Raw genomic sequence first — 13,320 nt, 5'->3', positions numbered from 1 at the left:
AGTAAGATGCTTTATACAATAATAAAAGCTTTACATATTATCTTCATGGTAAGTTATTTTGCGGGAATTTTTTATCTCGTAAGAATTTTCGTTTACTATAAAGATACCGATGAATTTGCCGAAGAAAAGAAGAGGATCTTAAGAGAACAGTATACTTTCATGGCTCGAAGATTATGGAATATTATTACCGTTCCCGCAGGAGTTATTATGACGGTGTGCGGATTGGTGATGATCTTTTTGAATCCGGGATTAATGAAAATGTCTTGGTTTCATTTAAAATTAACATTTCTGATCGGTCTGGCAATTTATCACTACTGGTGCTGGAAAAAAGTACTTCAATTAAGAGAATTAAATGGAAACACCCTTGAAACACCTAATATAAAACTAAGACAAGCGAATGAAATCGCAACCTTTATTTTGTTTTTGGTCGTATTCACAGTCATATTAAAATCAATGGCGATTGAATATTGGTGGCAATTAATTGCCGGATTTTTCGTTCTGGTATTTTTAATTATGATGACCGTTAAATTGGTTAATAAAAACAAGAAAAAATAATAAAAGCTTTAGGCTAAAGGCAGTAAGCGATAAGCTTTTTTGCCTACTGCTTAGAGCATATTGCTTACAGCAAATTAAAAAACTATGATTGCAATTTTTAAGAAAGAACTTTGGAGTTACTTCGGGAATTGGAGCGCGTGGATCATCATTGCGGCTTTCAGTTTGATCGCGACTCTTTTTCTGTTTTTTTTCGACAACGATTTTAATATTTTCGACATCGGAATGGCTTCTTTACAAAGTTATTTTGTGTTAGTTCCGTGGCTGTTGATGTTTATTATTCCGGCATTGTCTATGAAAACTTTTGCGGAAGAACAGCAGACAGGAACATTAAACTGGTTGTTTTCTCAGCCGTTGAAAATTTCAGATTTAGTTCTTGGAAAATTTCTTTCCGTTTGGGTAGTTGGGATCTTATGTTTGATTCCTTCATTGATTTACCTTTATACAGTCTATGTTTTGGGTGTTCCTGCGGGAAATATCGACCTTGGAATGACTTTCGGAAGTTATATCGGAATGATTATTTTGATCGCCGCTTTTTCAGGCGTTGGAATTTTAGCTTCTTCATTGTCTCAAAATCAGATCATGGCTTATTTGTTGGGCGTTTTCATGTGTTTCATCATGTATTTCGGAATCGAACAGTTGGCAAGTTATAAATTATTGGGTGGGGCAGATTTTATCTTGCAGAATGTTGGTTTTTATCAGCACTTTTTAGGTTTCACGAGAGGTCTTATCGATTTTAAGGATGTAGCTTATTTTGTTTTTATCATCGGCCTTACGCTCGCTTTGTCTAACCATTTTATCAATAAAAAGAAGTAGAATTATGAAGAAGATACAGTTTAAATCTCCATTAGGAATTTTACTTTTTGTTATTTTACCGTTAGCTATAATCCTCGCAATTTCTGGGGTTAGATTAGATTTAACAAAAGAAAAAAGATATACGCTTTCTGAAAATACAATTAAGGTATTGAAATCAGTAAAGAAACCATTGACAGTTGATGTGTATTTGGAAGGTGATTTTCCGGCAAGTTTCAAACAGCTTCAGGGCGAAACGAAATTTATGCTGGAAGAATTCAGAAAGATCAATTCAAACATAGATTTTAAATTCATTGATCCTATTAAAACTAAAATGTCTCAGGACACGTTGATGGCAATGGGAATGCAGCCTTCGGTACTTCCGGATATTAAGGATGGCAAAGTTTCTCAGATCATGCTTTTCCCGTATGCAGTGATTAAATATAACAAAAGGGGAGTTTCTATTCCGTTGGTTGTACAGCAGGCGAATATCAATGCAGACGAGCAACTGACAAAATCCATTGAAAATCTTGAATATAATCTGGTTTCAAACATCAAAAATATTGCAGCTGATAAAAGAAAAAAGATCGGAATTTTGGTAAATCAGGATGAATTAAATCCGCGTGAATTTCATGGTTTTATGGAATTGGCTTCTGAAAGTTATGATGCCGGACCAGTAATTCCTAAAAATCAGGTTGAACTGACTGTTGCTGATGTTCCTTTATTAAAGCAAATGAGCGCTTTGGTGATTGCAAAACCTAGAAAAGCATTTACTGATGGTGAAAAGGTAATTCTTGACCAATACATCATGAATGGTGGAAAAACATTGTGGATGATTGATGCCGTGAACGCCGAAATGGATACGTTGATGAGGTCTCAAAAAGTAATGCCTTTCCCTGTGGATGTCAATATGACGGATTTCTTTTTCAATTATGGATTAAGAATCAATCCTGCTTTGGTGAAGGATTTGAAGAAATTTGCTTTGTTGAAATTGGTAACGGGAGAAGTAAGCGGAAACGCACAATACACAAGCCTTCCGTGGCCGTATTATCCTCTTGGAATTGCTGAACACAATAATCCGATCACTAAAAATATTAACCCTGTAAAATTTGAATTCCCAACCTCAATAGATACGTTAGGAAGGAAAAATATTAAGACTAATATTCTTTTTGAATCGAGTGAAAGAACGCTTTTAAAACAGGTTCCAAACTATGTTGATCTGAAAGAAATTGCAAGTGTAGATAGTCTAGGACAAATGGAAAAGCCTAGTACTCCGAAGATATATGCCGTTGCTTTAGAAGGGAAATTCACTTCTGCATACGGATCTAGAATTGAAAGAAAATCATATCCCGGATTTAAAGCGCAAAGTCCTGAAAACAAAATGATCGTCATTGCAGACGGTGATGTCGGAAGAAATAAAGTGATCAAAGACGAGCCTTTACCCTTAGGCGTTGACCTGATGACGAATGAGCAGTTCGGAAACGAACAGTTTTTAAGAAATGCTTTAGATTATCTATTAGACGACAGCAATTTGATGGATTTAAGAAACAGAAACATCGAAGAAAGACTTCTTGACCGACAAAGAATTACCGAAGAAAAAGGTAATTGGCAGTGGCTGAACTTACTGCTTCCTTTAGCAATTATAGGATTGTTAGGAGGATTGTTCTTCTGGTTGAGGAAGAAAAAGTTTGGATAGAATATAAGTAAAAAAGAGAAGTGGTTAGCTTCTCTTTTTTGTTGTAATTTATTTCGTTACCAATTTGCAGATTGGTTTTCTAGATCTTTCTGAGTTTTAAATTTTCCGTTTTTAAAATCTTCTTCAGATTTTTCAATACGATTAATCAAAGTATCAACAGTAAAAGGAGCAAACTCAGAGTGGTCTTCTTTTTCCAATTTAGATAAAATATATTCCTCGATTTTCTCAAAGAAAATTTCATCCTGAAGTTGAGCAAGATAAGTGATTAAATTTAATTTTCTAGTTTGAATATCCACGACTGATGTATTTAAATCAAAATTACAAATTAGTTTTTAAAGAAAAATTTAGCGGTTAGAAAAATTAGATTGAATAGAAAAAGAGAAACCCAAAAGTCTCTCTTTAATAATGCGTTATAAAATATATTCTACCACGGGCTGATCCCAATTTCATCCTCAATATCATTACTGTAAAACTGTCCTGTTGGTGCATTTTCATCGGTAACTGTGTGTTTGACGATAAAATAGGCGGCACTTTCAACAGAACCCGGACCACTGTGATGATTGAAATCTGTTGCGGTATAACCTGGATCGATAACATTTACTTTAAAAGGAAGATCCTTTAATTCATAGGCTAGAACAATTGTGTAAGCATTCAAAGCAGATTTTGAAGGTCCATAAGCTGCTGCTTTTACATTGTAATATTTCCAAGTCGGATCGCTGTGAAGGGTTAATGAACCAAGCCCCGAAGTAATGTTGCTGATTCTCGGACTTTCCGATTTTTTAAGTAATTCTAAAAATGCCTGTGTCACACTGATCACACCAAAAAAGTTGGTATCAAACACAGTTTGGATATCTTTGATCGAGGTTTCTGCTGCAGTCTGAGGATTTACGCCTAGAATTCCTGCATTATTGATTAGGATATCCAGCTTTCCCTGTTCTTTTTCAATCAAATTTTTAGCGGCTGAAATAGAATCAGGATTGGTAACATCTATTTCGATCGCTTTGATATTCTGAAATCCTTTTTCGGTTAATTCTTTGACGATAGCTTCTCCTTTTTCAAGATCACGGCTTCCTAAATAAACGAATAATCCTTTTTCTGAAAGTTGTTTTGCGGTTTCAAGGCCAATACTTCTGTTGGCTCCTGTAATTAATACTGAATTCATTTTTTTGTTTTTAATTGATGATGTAAAAGTCCGCCAATTAAATAAGATAACATTTGCCAAATGACAAAAAGCGATGATGAGTTGCAAGATGTTGAGGGAAGTCAGAAGTTGGGAGTTAGAAGATATGTTAGTCCCAAAAGGTAAAATTTAACCGAATTGATCTACTTGGGTCTAAATTTAATCTTACCGAATAATCGACCTAGGAAGCTGTAGCGTTAAGAAAATAAACTTTGTGAACGTTAAGAAAATTCTACTGTTCGAAGCACGAGACCAATTTAGAATTGAAGAACAAATATTGCTATCGTGCAAGTTTTAGAATTTTTAGTGAACAGAAATCATTTTTAGCGGAAGATTCCAGTCTTGAACTTTTGGTTCGTTTGTTTCAAGACAAAAGAACATGCAAAATATTTAAGCAACTTTCTTATTTAGTAGAAATCTCAAAAAAGTTTATTTTGGCAAATGTATTTAGATTCCTCGGAAATGGCAATTAGTGTAAACAATAAAATTCATTTTTAAACGCAAAGTTTTACTATAAAAATGAATTACTTTTAGGGAGCAAAAAGATGCGACAAAGTCGCTGATGAAGGCAGCTTCTTAAGAATCAATTACATTGATTCAATTCTTTGCTCCCTTACATATGCAGCATTAAAAATAAATCTTTGCGTTAAAAAAAATATTCTAAGTACGGTCTTTATGACCAATATTCTTCCTAATCCTACTCAAAGAAGACTGCGTCACTCCCAAATAAGAAGCGATATACGAAAGCGGAATACGGTTCACAACAGTAGGGTAGATCTCTAAAAATTTAAGATAGCGAGTCGTAGCATCTTCCGAAACGAGCGGGCTTCTTCTTTCCACTTTCTGCATCAATGCTCTGGAAATAATTTTGTGAACAATAGCTTCCCATCCGACAATGGTTTGTAATAATTCTAACCAATCTTTTCTTGAAAAAACGATCATTTTACAGTCGGTTACTGCTTGAACATAAGCGCTGGAAGAAATTTCATTATCAAAACTTTCAAGATCTACGACCAGATTGTTTTCTTCGATGAAATATTTGGTAATTTCTTCACCTTTGTTGTTGTAATAGCAAACACGTAAAATTCCGTCCACAATAAATCCAACTTGTTTTGCCACTTTTCCTGCTTCTGAAAAATATTCATCTTTCGAGAGGTTTATTTCGGTGGCTTTGCTTGAAATAAAATCGATCTGTTGTTGATTAAGATTTCCAAACCTTAAAATAAAATCAAATAATTGTTTCATGAATGCAAGTTAGCTAAACTTAGTTTTCCGTGATTTGTCATTTGGTAAAAAAGTTATGATTTATATATTTTAATTAAACAATTTTCGAAACTCCAATGGCGACTGATTCGTTTTTTGCTTAAACAGTTTACTGAAAGACTGTGGATGCTCAAATCCTAATTCATAAGCAATTTCACTCACTGATAAACTTGTTGTACTTAGACGTTCTTTTGCGGTATCAATTAATTTACTTTGAATATGTTGCTGTGTATTTTGTTGAGTATGAATACGCAATAAAGTTCCCAAATAATTAGGGGAAATATTCATTTGTTCGGCTATGGCTTTTACGGATGGAATACCGTTTTCAATAAGATTTCCATTATCAAAATATTGCGCAAGAACTTGCTCAAATCTTTCCAGCAATTCATGACTTGATTTTTTTCGTGTAAAGAACTGACGCTCATAGAAGCGTTCAGCATAAATCAGGAACAGTTCCAATTGGGCAACAATCAATTCCTGTGTGAATTTATCAATATTGGTTTGATATTCTTTTTCAATATTTTTAAACAAATCAACAATAATTTTCTCTTCTTTATCTGAAAGAAAAAGTGCTTCATTAATTTGATAACTGAAAAATTCGTATGATTTTATTTTCTTGATTAAGGAAGTTCCCCAAAGAAAATCGGGATGAATGAGCAATAAATATCCGGTAGGCTCCACTTCAACATCAGGTTTCATTTCAAGGCTTAAAAACTGAAGCGGAGAAACAAAACACAATACTCCGGAATCGAAATCATATTTCTGCTGACCGTAATTGAACTTAGCATTCACATTCCGTTTCAAGCCGATCGAATAAAAATTCTGAATCCATTTCAACTCATTATCGTCCGTAGGATAATTGACCTTACTGTAATCTATCAGGCTGATCAACGGATGTTCAGGATTCGGAAGATTACAGAAAGTATGAAATTCAGAGATTGAATTAAAACGAAATGTCTGTTTCATAATGCTAAGGTATTAATTTTATTTTTTTATAAAATATATTCGTAATTATTATAGGAAAGGCTTCGACTCCGCTCAGTCTGACACTGTGAGAACTTTGCGTATTAATGATAACAGTTAGTATTAGCAATGTAATCCTGAGCGGAGTCGAAGGATCTATAAAGTTTATATTAAACTAGATCACAGTCGACAAAGTCAAACTTTCCCACTTCTCAGCATCACCTTTGATTGTTGCAATTTTATTATCCAAAAACTCATGCGTTCCACTTCCCAATAAGAAATGCACTGGCGGATTTTGTTCTTCACTGATTGCGATTAAAGCTTCTGCACCTTTATCAGGATCATTGGGCTGATTTCCGTTGATTTCATCAAGATGAGCGTGTTGAGAATTTCTTGCTGCTTCATATTCCGGAATAGCATTTTCAGGCGTTTTGATAGAATCTTTATCTAAGAAATCTGTTCTGAAATATCCGGGATAAACAACGGTTGCTTTCACTCCAAAATCTTTAATCTCCTCTGCCAACGCTTCTGTAAGTCCGGCAACGGCAAATTTTGTGGCGCAATAAATTCCCCAACCCGGAAAGTTTCCAGAATATCCTCCAATGGAAGAAATATTAAAAATGTGTCCGGATTTTTGTTGACGAAGATAAGGCATTGCATTTCTGATCACATTCAATGTTCCGAATACATTGATGTCGAAATTACTTCTTGCTTCTTTGTCGGAAAGCTCTTCTAAAGTTCCAATCAATCCGTATCCTGCATTGTTGACGATGACATCAAGCTGTCCAAAATAATCAATACTTTTTGCGATGGCTGATTGTACATCTTCATTGTCTCCTAAATTAACTTCAAGCGGTAGAAATTGTTCGGAAGCTTCTCCAATTTCTGAAATTAATGATTGAGCATTTCTGGTAGTTGCAACAACACGATAATTTTTTTCTAATAATTTTTTAACTAAGGCTAATCCCAAACCTTTTGAGGCTCCTGTAACGAACCATACTTTTTTTGTTTCCATTTTTATTTGTTTAAATGATGGTACAAAGGTGGAAATATGGGCAGTGGAAAAAGTAGCTCAATCAATGAATGATGTAACCGAATCGTGAATGTATAACTAAGTTGTCTTATTTATAATATCGTTCATTATACCAATATTGAAATCTTTGTCTTTTTTATCAGGATTCCAGCCATTTTTAATAGAGTATTCAATTACTTGTTTTACAGTTGAAGGCATAATTTGCACTTCAATTAGATTATTTTCAATCATATTTACATAATTAAATAGCGCAATTAGTTTTTGACCAGAGTTTTCTTTTAGACAAATAATTAAATATATTATATCATCATTTCCAGAAGCTACCCATGAATATTCCGTATTGTTTACATTAATATTTCTTGAATTCTTTTTAGGAAGAGCCATAATATGTTGGTTTGATTATACAAAAATGCAATAAAATAGATTTCTACCAAAAAAAAGAGAAACCCGAAAGTCTCTCTTTATCTATTTAATTTTCTAAAGCAGGAATCAAATGCTCCCATTTTAGTTGTTTGGCATAATCAAGCGCCGTTTTTCCGTTGTTGGATTGTAAATTTCTATCAGCTCCGGCTTCGAGCATAACTTCTACTGAACTCAAATTTCCGGCAATGGTTTCTTTATGAAGAAGTGTCAATCCGTTATCATCAACATTCGTTAGTTCATTAGGATATTGTTGTAAAAATTTCACGAAATCTTCCTTCATATTTCTGCTCATAGGATGTTCAACAAGGTTTTCAGGTTTTTCTTTTTGTTCGTGAACCACTTCAACATCATTAAAATCTCCGAAGTCAAGCTGCCAGGCATCATCATGTTCCTGTCTTTCTGCTTCTTCCATGTCAGCACGCATTTTATGTATGGTAAAGCCACCGTAAGCTTTAGGCAAAGTAGGGGAAGAGGATGAGAATAATTTAGAAAGTTTTGATTTTTTCTCAGTTGGAGTAATGGCAAAAAGCCAATCACTGATTTCATTCAAAGGAATTTCAAAATAATCTCCGGGTTGTATGTTGGTCAGATCATTGGGTTCATTGATCAGATATCCTTTTACATGATCTCCATCAAAATCAATATCGTTGATCCACATATGTTCTACAATATCTTTCCCTGTTTCAGGATCTTCCTGTGAGAAAGCGGCTTTTACACAAGCCAGATTAAGTGCAGGAATAATTCTTCTGTATTCCCAAGATTGCTCTCTCCAGAAATATTTAAAAGTTTCCTGCGCTTTTTTATAAGCTTCGATCATTCTGGGGTCGGTTCCGTCTGTGAAAATAAACGAATTGTTTTCCATTATATTTAAAATTTTTGTGATTTGAGTTTGAAAAAAACAGTGAAAAAGAATTATGAATTAAGCTTGAAAGCATTATGAATATTCATAAAACATATATTTTTACTGTTCAACTAAAATACGAAAAATTTTAAACGGAGGTTTGAATTTATAGTTAAATTTTAATTAAAGTTGCCTTTTGTTACCGCATTTAGGACAGAAGGTTGCTTCATTTGTTCTATAAGGTTTTCCGCAATTCTCACAATCAGGGCCATATAAATCAATAATATGATGTAGGATAGCATTAGGTTCAGTTTCTCCAAAACCTGTTAATTCATTATAATAATCCAGAAGTTTTGTAAAGTTTTCCTTAAGAGGAACTTTTTTTTGATCTTTTAAATTCCTGGAAACCTTCTGCATAAAGCTTTGAAGCAATTTCACTTTCTTCTTTGTCGAGCATAGGAACTTCCACTCTGTATCTCCAGCAATATCTGATTTTCATTTAAACATCCTTTATAAAATCCTCATATTCATAATAAAACCTTTCAAATCCATCCATTTTCTCCACAAAGAATTCAAAGATTTCCTGCCAGGTATTTTTATTAAAAACTGAAACATTATGTTTTTCAACCCAGATTTTAGCGATTACTTTTCCGTTGTCTAATGTAAAATATTCTTCCTTTTGAAAATCTCCAATAAAATCTTTCAGAATATCCTCCAGAGACCAGATTTTGTTAAAATAGGCATTTCTGAAATCTTCATCTTTCATTTCTATATCTAAAGAAACTTCTGCTTTTCTAGTTTCTGCATTGAATTTGAATGAAAAATCCTTAACCTTTGTATTATACAACAGCCATTTTCTCGGAAATGATTTCCCAAAAGCGGTCCAAAACTCTTTTTTTATTTGTTGTGCCTCTTGTTTACTGAACATGAAGCAAAAATAGGGATTTTACGTGGAAGTTGGAAGTTCGATGATGGAAGTCAGTAATGCTGTTTAAAGGCTTCCAACACCCATCTTCCAACTTCTCGACTTACTATTACACATCTCAAACTATTTTCTTATTTTTGCTGTAATGCTATCTAAAAAATCTCAATATGCTTTTAAGGCGCTTTCATATCTTGTAGAAAAAAGAAATGATGGCCCTGTTCTGATTTCCGAAATTGCGGAACGTAAAAAAATTCCATTAAAATTTCTGGAAAACATTTTGCTTGAATTAAAAAAAGCCGATGTCCTTGATAGTAAAAAAGGAAAAGGTGGAGGATATTTTTTAAGGGAACATCCTGAAACAGTAAAGCTTGCGAAAATTATTCGTTTGGTGAATGGTCCAATTGCATTGTTACCATGCGTAAGTTTAAACTTTTACGAAAAATGTGAAGACTGCAACGAAGATCACTGCAGTTTACATGATGTTTTGATTGAAGTTCGGGACGCTTCGCTTAAAATTTTAGAAGAAAAAACTTTACTGGATTTGATCGATTGATCTGATCCATTTTTTTTGAATAATTAGTCTACTTATTTGGTAGGATAATTATTTTATTAGATATTTGCATGACTTCAAATGAATAAATATGATTTCAACAGAAGATGCAGATACACTAAAACAGCTTTCAGTAGAGGATGGATTGAAATTTATTTCAGAAAAATTCTCAGATGAGGTTGTTTTCTCAACATCGCTTGGTCAGGAAGATCAGGTCATTACGGATATAATTTTTAGTCAAAAATTACCGATCAAAGTTTTCACATTGGATACAGGAAGACTTTTCTACGAACATTACGATTTACTTTCAAAAAATAATTCAAGATACAAGACGAAAACGGAAGTTTATTTTCCTGAATCTTCTGATGTAGAAAAATATGTTAATGAAAAAGGGATCAATGCTTTTTATCATTCCGTTGAAAACAGAAAAGAATGTTGTTTTATCCGAAAGGTAAAACCTTTGAATCGAGCATTGGAAGGTGCAAAAGTATGGATTACAGGTCTTCGTTCAGAACAATCTGAAAATCGTGAAAATATGCCGATCATCGAGTGGGATGAAGATAGAAAATTATACAAATACAATCCTTTGATTCATTGGTCATATCAGGAAGTTATAGATTATTTAGATCAACATAAAATTCAGGAATTGTCTTTACATAAAAAAGGATTCATCAGTGTTGGATGCCAACCTTGCACAAGAGCGATTGAAGAAGGAGAAAATCCGCGTGCCGGACGATGGTGGTGGGAAAGTTCACATAAAGAATGCGGTTTGCATACGCATTAATTTAAATTTTAAGTAGTAAAAATGAGTAAACATACATTAGATTATCTGGAACAGCTGGAAGCCGAAAGTATTTATATTATGCGGGAAATTGCTGCCCAGTTTGAAAAACCGACTTTACTTTTCAGTGGCGGAAAAGATTCTATTACATTGGTTCATTTGGCGAAAAAAGCTTTTGCTCCGATGAAGATTCCGTTTCCGTTGGTTCATATTGATACGGGACATAATTTTCCGGAAGCCCTGCAATTCAGAGATTATTTAGCAGAAAATATCGGAGCAGAATTAGTTGTAAGAAAGGTTGAAGATACCATTAAGGCAAAGAATTTAACCGAGCCTAAAGGAAAATTTGCTTCCAGAAATTGGCTGCAAACTTATACTTTATTAGATACGATCGAAGAGTTTCAGTTTGATGCTTGCATCGGAGGGGCGAGAAGAGATGAAGAAAAAGCCAGAGCGAAAGAACGTTTTTTCTCTGTTCGTGATGAGTTTGGACAATGGGATCCAAAATTACAGCGTCCCGAATTATGGAATATCTACAACGGAAGAATCAATAAAGGTGAAAATGTTCGTGTTTTCCCGATTTCCAATTGGACGGAACTTGATGTTTGGAATTATATCAAAAAAGAAAATATCCAACTTCCACCGATCTATTTTGCACATGACAGAGATGTGATTGAGTTTGATGGACAGTTAATTGCAGTTTCCGATTTCATTCAAATTGATGAAAATGATACAATTGTCAATAAAAGAGTTCGTTACAGAACCGTTGGCGATATGACCTGTACTGCAGCGGTTGAAAGTTCAGCCGAGACTTTAGATGAGGTTGTTAAAGAAATTACGGCTTCCAAAATTTCCGAACGTGGCGAAACGAGAATCGATGATAAAGTGACGGAAGCCGCGATGGAAGACAGAAAAAAAGGAGGATACTTTTAATAAGTAATGGGCAATGAGTAATAAGTAATGACAAACAAGTCGGTATAATTTTACTCAAAGCTTACAATAATGATTACAAAATATAAAAGGAATGAGCGATTTTAAAAATTACTCATTACCAATTACTCATTACTAATATAACAAATGTGGACATATTAAGATTCATCACAGCAGGAAGTGTAGACGACGGAAAAAGTACGTTGATCGGAAGACTTTTGTACGACAGTAAAAATATATTGATCGACCAACTCGAAGCGTTGGAAAAACAATCAAAAAATAAAAATGAGGACGGAATTGATCTCGCGATTCTTACAGACGGTTTAAGAGCCGAAAGAGAGCAGGGAATAACGATTGACGTTGCTTACCGATATTTTTCGACTCCAAAAAGGAAATTCATTATTGCAGATGCGCCGGGACATATTCAGTATACCAGAAATATGATTACGGGAGCTTCCAATTCACAATTGATCGTGATTTTGATTGATGCAAGACAAGGTGTAATTGAGCAAACGAGAAGACATTCAATCATTGCTTCATTATTAAAGATTAAAAATGTGGTAGTTGCGATCAATAAAATGGATCTGGTTGATTATTCCGAGGAAATTTTTAATGATATTAAAGCTCAATATCAATTGGTTGCTCAGAAATTAGGGTTGCCGAATGTGAATTATTTCCCGATTTCAGCTTTTAACGGAGATAATATTGTTGAAAAATCTGATAAAACGAGTTGGTATAAAGGATTAACACTTCTTGATTTCCTTGAAAATGTTGAAATTAATCAAGATAAAGAAGTTCAAAAACCGAGATTTCAGGTGCAATATGTTATTCGTCCTCAGACTGAAGAGTTGCATGACTACAGAGGTTATGCGGGTGAAGTGATTTCGGGAGTGTATAAAAAAGGGGATGATATTACGGTTCTCCCACAAAATATTCAAACCAAAATATCAAAAATTGAAACAGGCGGAAAAGAAGTGGAATCTGTTTTCACCAATCAGCCTGCCGTTTTGCATGTTGAAGATGATATTGATATCAGTCGGGGAGATTTTTTAGTCAAAACTAATGATCTTCCGAAAGTTGAAAATGAAATAGAAGCTGTTGTCTGCTGGCTCGATAAAAAAGAACTGAATGAAGGAAATAAATATTTCATTCAACATAAAAGCAAAGTTTTAAAAGCGATCATCAAAGAAATTGAATATAAAATTGATGTCAATACACTTGAAAAAACACCGATTAACGAAAGTATTAAGCTTAACGAAGTCGTAAAAGTTCGTTTGAAAACAGCTTCCCCATTGGTTTTTGATAGCTTTGAAGATAGTCGAGATACCGGAAATGCTGTTTTGATCGACGAAACGAGTAATTCAACGGTTGGAGCAGTAATGATCTTATAA

16 protein-coding genes are annotated in these 13,320 nt (G+C 34.0%); 7 read left to right on the top strand and 9 right to left on the bottom strand.

Translation table 11 applies throughout. From position 1 onward, the window contains the following. Nucleotides 1-6 precede the first annotated feature (6 nt). The 3 genes from AC1Q7L_RS17860 to gldG all read left to right on the top strand — a co-directional run bounded on the left by AC1Q7L_RS17860 (nucleotide 7) and on the right by gldG (nucleotide 3,040). A complete protein-coding gene (locus tag AC1Q7L_RS17860) occupies nucleotides 7-555 on the top strand; it encodes a CopD family protein (RefSeq protein ID WP_492307077.1) in 549 nt (182 codons plus the stop codon). A gap of 84 nt (nucleotides 556-639) precedes the next feature. Beyond that, nucleotides 640-1,368 (top strand): ABC transporter permease, encoded by a 729-nt coding sequence (locus AC1Q7L_RS17855; RefSeq protein ID WP_492307078.1) that lies wholly within the window; start codon nucleotides 640-642, stop codon nucleotides 1,366-1,368. A gap of 4 nt (nucleotides 1,369-1,372) precedes the next feature. Then, a complete protein-coding gene (gldG, locus tag AC1Q7L_RS17850; RefSeq protein ID WP_492307079.1) occupies nucleotides 1,373-3,040 on the top strand; it encodes a gliding motility-associated ABC transporter substrate-binding protein GldG in 1,668 nt (555 codons plus the stop codon). 56 nt (nucleotides 3,041-3,096) lie between these two features. Here the strand turns inward: gldG and AC1Q7L_RS17845 are convergent, their stop codons facing one another. The 9 genes from AC1Q7L_RS17845 to AC1Q7L_RS17805 all read right to left on the bottom strand — a co-directional run bounded on the left by AC1Q7L_RS17845 (nucleotide 3,097) and on the right by AC1Q7L_RS17805 (nucleotide 9,671). Further along, nucleotides 3,097-3,336 (bottom strand): hypothetical protein, encoded by a 240-nt coding sequence (locus AC1Q7L_RS17845; protein WP_492307080.1) that lies wholly within the window; start codon nucleotides 3,334-3,336, stop codon nucleotides 3,097-3,099. Nucleotides 3,337-3,464: 128 nt separating this feature from the next. Then, nucleotides 3,465-4,202, bottom strand: coding sequence for an SDR family NAD(P)-dependent oxidoreductase (locus AC1Q7L_RS17840; RefSeq protein ID WP_492307081.1), 738 nt, complete (start codon nucleotides 4,200-4,202; stop codon nucleotides 3,465-3,467). 678 nt (nucleotides 4,203-4,880) lie between these two features. Next, nucleotides 4,881-5,465: a Crp/Fnr family transcriptional regulator gene (locus AC1Q7L_RS17835; RefSeq protein ID WP_492307082.1), complete on the bottom strand. Its 585-nt coding sequence runs from the start codon at nucleotides 5,463-5,465 to the stop codon at nucleotides 4,881-4,883. A gap of 69 nt (nucleotides 5,466-5,534) precedes the next feature. Next, nucleotides 5,535-6,449 (bottom strand): helix-turn-helix domain-containing protein, encoded by a 915-nt coding sequence (locus AC1Q7L_RS17830; protein ID WP_492307083.1) that lies wholly within the window; start codon nucleotides 6,447-6,449, stop codon nucleotides 5,535-5,537. 172 nt (nucleotides 6,450-6,621) lie between these two features. Further along, nucleotides 6,622-7,461: an SDR family NAD(P)-dependent oxidoreductase gene (locus tag AC1Q7L_RS17825; protein ID WP_492307084.1), complete on the bottom strand. Its 840-nt coding sequence runs from the start codon at nucleotides 7,459-7,461 to the stop codon at nucleotides 6,622-6,624. 96 nt (nucleotides 7,462-7,557) lie between these two features. Beyond that, a complete protein-coding gene (locus AC1Q7L_RS17820; RefSeq protein ID WP_492307085.1) occupies nucleotides 7,558-7,863 on the bottom strand; it encodes a hypothetical protein in 306 nt (101 codons plus the stop codon). Between the two features lie 85 nt (nucleotides 7,864-7,948). Further along, a complete protein-coding gene (locus tag AC1Q7L_RS17815; protein ID WP_492307086.1) occupies nucleotides 7,949-8,764 on the bottom strand; it encodes a DUF2314 domain-containing protein in 816 nt (271 codons plus the stop codon). Between the two features lie 346 nt (nucleotides 8,765-9,110). Continuing rightward, nucleotides 9,111-9,242, bottom strand: coding sequence for a hypothetical protein (locus AC1Q7L_RS17810; RefSeq protein ID WP_492307087.1), 132 nt, complete (start codon nucleotides 9,240-9,242; stop codon nucleotides 9,111-9,113). Then, the gene (locus AC1Q7L_RS17805) at nucleotides 9,243-9,671 is read right to left on the bottom strand and encodes a DUF4268 domain-containing protein (RefSeq protein ID WP_410693518.1); all 429 of its coding nucleotides are present in this window, start codon (nucleotides 9,669-9,671) and stop codon (nucleotides 9,243-9,245) included. Nucleotides 9,672-9,813: 142 nt separating this feature from the next. Between AC1Q7L_RS17805 and AC1Q7L_RS17800 the strand changes: the two genes are divergently transcribed. The 4 genes from AC1Q7L_RS17800 to AC1Q7L_RS17785 all read left to right on the top strand — a co-directional run bounded on the left by AC1Q7L_RS17800 (nucleotide 9,814) and on the right by AC1Q7L_RS17785 (nucleotide 13,320). Beyond that, the gene (locus AC1Q7L_RS17800) at nucleotides 9,814-10,221 is read left to right on the top strand and encodes an RrF2 family transcriptional regulator (RefSeq protein ID WP_066750672.1); all 408 of its coding nucleotides are present in this window, start codon (nucleotides 9,814-9,816) and stop codon (nucleotides 10,219-10,221) included. Between the two features lie 88 nt (nucleotides 10,222-10,309). After that, entirely contained in the window at nucleotides 10,310-11,002 is a 693-nt protein-coding gene (locus tag AC1Q7L_RS17795; protein ID WP_492307088.1) for a phosphoadenylyl-sulfate reductase, read from the top strand. Nucleotides 11,003-11,023: 21 nt separating this feature from the next. Then, nucleotides 11,024-11,932 (top strand): sulfate adenylyltransferase subunit CysD, encoded by a 909-nt coding sequence (gene cysD, locus AC1Q7L_RS17790; protein WP_492307089.1) that lies wholly within the window; start codon nucleotides 11,024-11,026, stop codon nucleotides 11,930-11,932. Between the two features lie 146 nt (nucleotides 11,933-12,078). Next, complete coding sequence (locus AC1Q7L_RS17785; RefSeq protein ID WP_492307090.1) at nucleotides 12,079-13,320, top strand: sulfate adenylyltransferase subunit 1; 1,242 nt, start codon at nucleotides 12,079-12,081, stop codon at nucleotides 13,318-13,320.

The sequence above is a fragment of the Chryseobacterium sp. GW823-FHT05E08 genome (assembly GCF_058795655.1).
The sequence above is the reverse complement of the archived record's forward strand: the minus strand, read 5'-3'. Positions and strand labels throughout refer to the sequence as shown.

Bases quoted from the DNA above. Each gene is read 5' to 3' on its own strand.
- AC1Q7L_RS17860 (WP_492307077.1), top strand. From the start codon at position 7: ATGCTTTATACAATAATAAAAGCTTTACATATTATCTTCATGGTAAGT.
- AC1Q7L_RS17855 (WP_492307078.1), top strand. From the start codon at position 640: ATGATTGCAATTTTTAAGAAAGAACTTTGGAGTTACTTCGGGAATTGG.
- gldG (WP_492307079.1), top strand. From the start codon at position 1,373: ATGAAGAAGATACAGTTTAAATCTCCATTAGGAATTTTACTTTTTGTT.
- AC1Q7L_RS17840 (WP_492307081.1), bottom strand. From the start codon at position 4,202: ATGAATTCAGTATTAATTACAGGAGCCAACAGAAGTATTGGCCTTGAA.
- AC1Q7L_RS17835 (WP_492307082.1), bottom strand. From the start codon at position 5,465: ATGAAACAATTATTTGATTTTATTTTAAGGTTTGGAAATCTTAATCAA.
- AC1Q7L_RS17830 (WP_492307083.1), bottom strand. From the start codon at position 6,449: ATGAAACAGACATTTCGTTTTAATTCAATCTCTGAATTTCATACTTTC.
- AC1Q7L_RS17825 (WP_492307084.1), bottom strand. From the start codon at position 7,461: ATGGAAACAAAAAAAGTATGGTTCGTTACAGGAGCCTCAAAAGGTTTG.
- AC1Q7L_RS17820 (WP_492307085.1), bottom strand. From the start codon at position 7,863: ATGGCTCTTCCTAAAAAGAATTCAAGAAATATTAATGTAAACAATACG.
- AC1Q7L_RS17815 (WP_492307086.1), bottom strand. From the start codon at position 8,764: ATGGAAAACAATTCGTTTATTTTCACAGACGGAACCGACCCCAGAATG.
- AC1Q7L_RS17810 (WP_492307087.1), bottom strand. From the start codon at position 9,242: ATGAAAATCAGATATTGCTGGAGATACAGAGTGGAAGTTCCTATGCTC.
- AC1Q7L_RS17805 (WP_410693518.1), bottom strand. From the start codon at position 9,671: ATGTTCAGTAAACAAGAGGCACAACAAATAAAAAAAGAGTTTTGGACC.
- AC1Q7L_RS17800 (WP_066750672.1), top strand. From the start codon at position 9,814: ATGCTATCTAAAAAATCTCAATATGCTTTTAAGGCGCTTTCATATCTT.
- AC1Q7L_RS17795 (WP_492307088.1), top strand. From the start codon at position 10,310: ATGATTTCAACAGAAGATGCAGATACACTAAAACAGCTTTCAGTAGAG.
- cysD (WP_492307089.1), top strand. From the start codon at position 11,024: ATGAGTAAACATACATTAGATTATCTGGAACAGCTGGAAGCCGAAAGT.